Annotated in this window: 3 protein-coding genes and 1 pseudogene; all 4 read left to right on the top strand. The window is 72.1% G+C overall.

Going from position 1 to position 3,637, the window contains the following annotated elements; all coding sequences use genetic code 11:
- The coding region (gene atpD / locus LLG88_05480) for a F0F1 ATP synthase subunit beta (protein ID MCE5246359.1) at nt 1-1,317 on the top strand (1,317 nt) is incomplete at its 5' end.
- A 49-nt stretch (nt 1,318-1,366) separates the two neighbouring features.
- A complete protein-coding gene (locus tag LLG88_05475) occupies nt 1,367-1,786 on the top strand; it encodes a F0F1 ATP synthase subunit epsilon (protein MCE5246358.1) in 420 nt (139 codons plus the stop codon).
- Nucleotides 1,787-2,009: 223 nt separating this feature from the next.
- The gene (locus LLG88_05470; protein MCE5246357.1) at nt 2,010-3,176 is read left to right on the top strand and encodes a branched-chain amino acid ABC transporter substrate-binding protein; all 1,167 of its coding nucleotides are present in this window, start codon (nt 2,010-2,012) and stop codon (nt 3,174-3,176) included.
- 305 nt (nt 3,177-3,481) lie between these two features.
- Nucleotides 3,482-3,637: pseudogene (locus tag LLG88_05465) on the top strand (adenylyltransferase/cytidyltransferase family protein).

Here is a 3,637-nt window from a genome sequence, read left to right as displayed (position 1 = left end):
CGGCCGATCGACGTCACGCTCGAGGTGCAGCAGCACCTCGGCGAGGGGCGGGTCCGCTGCGTGGCGATGGAGCCCACCGACGGCATGGTCCGCGGGATGGAGGTCGAGGACACCAAGGCCCCGATCCGCATCCCGGTCGGCAAGGGGACGCTCGGCCGCGTGATCAACGTCCTCGGCCGCCCCGTGGACGAACTCGGTCCGGTCCGCGCCGACGAGGAGTGGCCGATCCACCGCCACGCGCCCTCGTTCGCCGACCAAGCCGCCTCGGTCGAGATGTTCGAGACCGGGATCAAGGTCATCGACCTGCTCGAGCCGTACACCAAGGGCGGCAAGACGGGGCTCTTCGGCGGCGCGGGCGTCGGCAAGACCGTGCTGATCCAGGAGCTGATCCACAACGTCGCGCTCAAGCACGGCGGCTACTCCGTCTTCGCCGGCGTCGGCGAGCGGACGCGCGAAGGGAACGACCTCTGGGTGGAGATGCAGGAAGGCGGCGTGATGGTCGCCGGCGACCCGGACAAGTCGAAGGTCGCGCTGGTCTACGGCCAGATGACCGAGCCGCCGGGCGCCCGCCTGCGCGTGGCCCTCACCGGCCTCACCGTCGCCGAGTACTTCCGCGACGTCGCCGGCCAGGACGTGCTGCTCTTCGTGGACAACATCTTCCGCTTCACCCAGGCCGGCTCCGAGGTCTCGGCGCTGCTCGGGCGCATGCCGTCGGCCGTCGGCTACCAGCCGACGCTGGCCACGGAAATGGGCGAGCTGCAGGAGCGGATCACCTCGACCAAGAAGGGGTCGATCACCTCGGTGCAGGCGATCTACGTCCCCGCCGACGACTACACCGACCCGGCGCCGGCGACGACCTTCGCCCACCTCGACGCCTCGACCAACCTCAGCCGCCAGATCTCCGAGCTGGGGATCTACCCCGCCGTCGATCCGCTGGCCTCGACCAGCCGCATCCTCGACCCGCGGATCCTCGGCGAGGAGCACTACCGCACGGCGCGCGACGTCCAGCAGGTGCTCCAGCGGTACAAGGAGCTGCAGGACATCATCGCCATCCTCGGCATGGACGAGCTCTCCGAGGACGACAAGCAGCTCGTCGCCAGGGCGCGCAAGCTGCAGCGGTTCATGTCCCAGCCGTTCTTCGTCGCCGAGCAGTTCACCGGCTTCCCCGGCCGCTACGTCGAGCTGGCCGACACGATCCGCAGCTTCCGCGAGATCGTCGACGGCAAGCACGACGACCTGCCGGAGCAGGCGTTCTACATGGTCGGCACGGTGGACGAGGCGGTGGAGAAGGCGAAGAAGATCCGCGCGGCCGAATAGCCGCGCGGCTTGACGGGGGCGGCCGCGCGCCGCCCCGCGGACGGGCGCGATGTCCCTGCCGGAGAAGATCCACCTCGAGATCGTCACCCCCGAGCGGCGCATCCTCGCCCGGGACGTGGACGAGGTCGTGCTGCCCGGCGCGCTGGGCTCGTTCGGCGTCCTGCCGGGGCACGCGCCGCTCCTCGCGGAGCTCGGCCCGGGGATCGCCTTCTGCCGCGTCGGGGACCGGCGGGAGCGGCTCGCGATTTCGGGCGGATACGCCGAGGTCGGTCCGGACCGGGTTTCGGTCCTCGCCGAAACGTGCGAGCGGGCGGAGGAGATCGACGTCGATCGCGCGCGCCGCAAGCTCGACGAGCTGAACGCGGAACTGAAGTCGGCGCTCCCCGCGGGGGGCGAGGAGGTTCTGCGGGCGCGGATGCTCAAGCACCTCGCGCGCCTCGACGCCTCCGTCGGCCGTCCGCTGCCGTAAAGTCAGTCGCCGCCCCGGGCGCACGATCGTCCCGCCCCGCGGGGACCAGAGCGTACATTTCCGCCGAGACGCCGGTCGGCGAGGGTCGTTCCGCGCGCATTTGGGGGCGCGCGGGCCGTTGCATGGCGGGCCTCGCGGTTCGGACAAATTTCGGCGTTCCGCCCGACGGAGGGGCGGCCGCCGGGCGTCGTCGGCGTCGAGGGGCCCGCGGGAGGAGGTTGCGATGACTCGGCGCGCCACCATCATGCTCCTCGGGATCGTTGTCGTGGTCGGCGCCGTCGCGTTGTGGGCCGCCCGCACCCACCGGTCGCCGATTCTCCTGGGCGCGGTGATCTCCGAGTCGGGGCCGGCGGCCGAGTACGGCAAGGCGGTCAAGATGGGGATCGACCTCGCCTACGACGAAGCGCTCAGGCAAGGAGGGTTCCCCGAGGGACGCGGGCTAGTCCTCTCCTACCGCGACGACGGCGGGCGGCCGGACGCCTCGCTCGTCGCGGCGAAGGATCTCGTCGGAACGTCGAAGGCGAACCTGCTTCTCGGCGGCCTCACCTCCGGCGTCGCGCAGTCGGTCATCCCGTTCCTGGTCGAGAAGGAAGTGGTGATGATCAGCCCCTCCGCCTCGGCCCCGGCGCTGACGGCGCAGGGCGGGGGCTGGTTCTTCCGCGTCTACCCCAACGACGCCGCCGAGACGCAGCAGATCGGCGCCGTCGTGCAGCAGCTCGGGCTGCGGGAAGTCGCCGTCCTCGCCTACAACGAGACGTTCGGCCGCTCGCTCGCCGAGCTGTTCGCGGCGCAGATGACGGCCGACGGCGTGAAGGTCGCCCTGCAGGAGTCGTTCGACGCGCCGCTCGCGGCGGACCGGGCGAAGGAGCTGGCGAAGAAGGTCGTGGCGGCGAAGGTCCGCGCGGTCTACGTCGCGGGACTCGTCAACGAAGTCGCCGCGCTCTGCCAGGCGCTCGACGCGGAGAGGTTCGACGGCGTGAAGCTGGCCAGCTCGGCCGTGACTTCCGACATCGTCAAGCTCGCCGGCCCGGCGGCCGAGCGGCTGATCTTCCCGCAGGCGGCGTTCGAGCTCGAGGGCTCGGCGCCGAAGATCAAGAGCTTCGCGGACGCGTTCCAGCGCAAGTACAACCGCGCCCCCGGGGTCTACGCGGCCTACGGCTACGACGCGATGCAGGCGATGGTCGCCGCGCTGCGGAAGACGCAGCGCGGCACGGCGGGCGAAGTGCGGACGCAGCTCGTCTCGCTCGCGCTCGACGGGGTCACCGGCAAGCTCGCCTTCGACAACCGCGGCGACGTCCGGCGCGTCCCGCATCTGACGGCGGTCGTCAAGGGCGATCTGCACCAGTTCGACAAGCTCGACGCAGCCCTTCGCGCCGCGCTCCTCCCGTAGTCCACAAGTCCAGGTCCCCCGAACAGGGCGGCCCCCGGCGCGCGGCGCCGCCGGGGGCCGCCGTCGTTTCGGCGGCGCCCGCGGCGCGTGGCGGTCCGCGGCGCGGCCTCGACGAACGTCGTCGCGGCCCGCATCGCCGTCCGTCGCGGGGCGTCGCCGAGCGTCGGCGCGGGAGGCGCGTCCGGCCGGGATCGCGCGGCGGCGGGGAATCGGGCAGACTCTGGCCCATGCACGAAGAAGAACGTCCGACGGGAGCGGTTTCGATCGCCGAGGCGCGCGCGTTCCGCGACGCGCTGACGGCGCGCGGCCTGAAGGTCGCCTTCACCAACGGCTGTTTCGACTTGCTGCACGCCGGGCACGTGCGCCTGCTGGCCGCGGCGCGCCGCGCGGCCGACGCGCTGATCGTGGGCGTCAACACCGACGCGTCGGTGCGCCGCCTCAAGGGGCCCGAGCGGCCGATC

This window comes from bacterium, from assembly GCA_021372775.1.
Classification (GTDB): Bacteria; Acidobacteriota; Polarisedimenticolia; order J045; family J045; genus JAJFTU01.
Note: the sequence above shows the minus strand (reverse complement) of the source record. Positions and strands in the feature narration are given on the sequence as shown.

Bases quoted from the DNA above. Each gene is read 5' to 3' on its own strand.
- LLG88_05475 (MCE5246358.1), top strand. From the start codon at position 1,367: ATGTCCCTGCCGGAGAAGATCCACCTCGAGATCGTCACCCCCGAGCGG.
- LLG88_05470 (MCE5246357.1), top strand. From the start codon at position 2,010: ATGACTCGGCGCGCCACCATCATGCTCCTCGGGATCGTTGTCGTGGTC.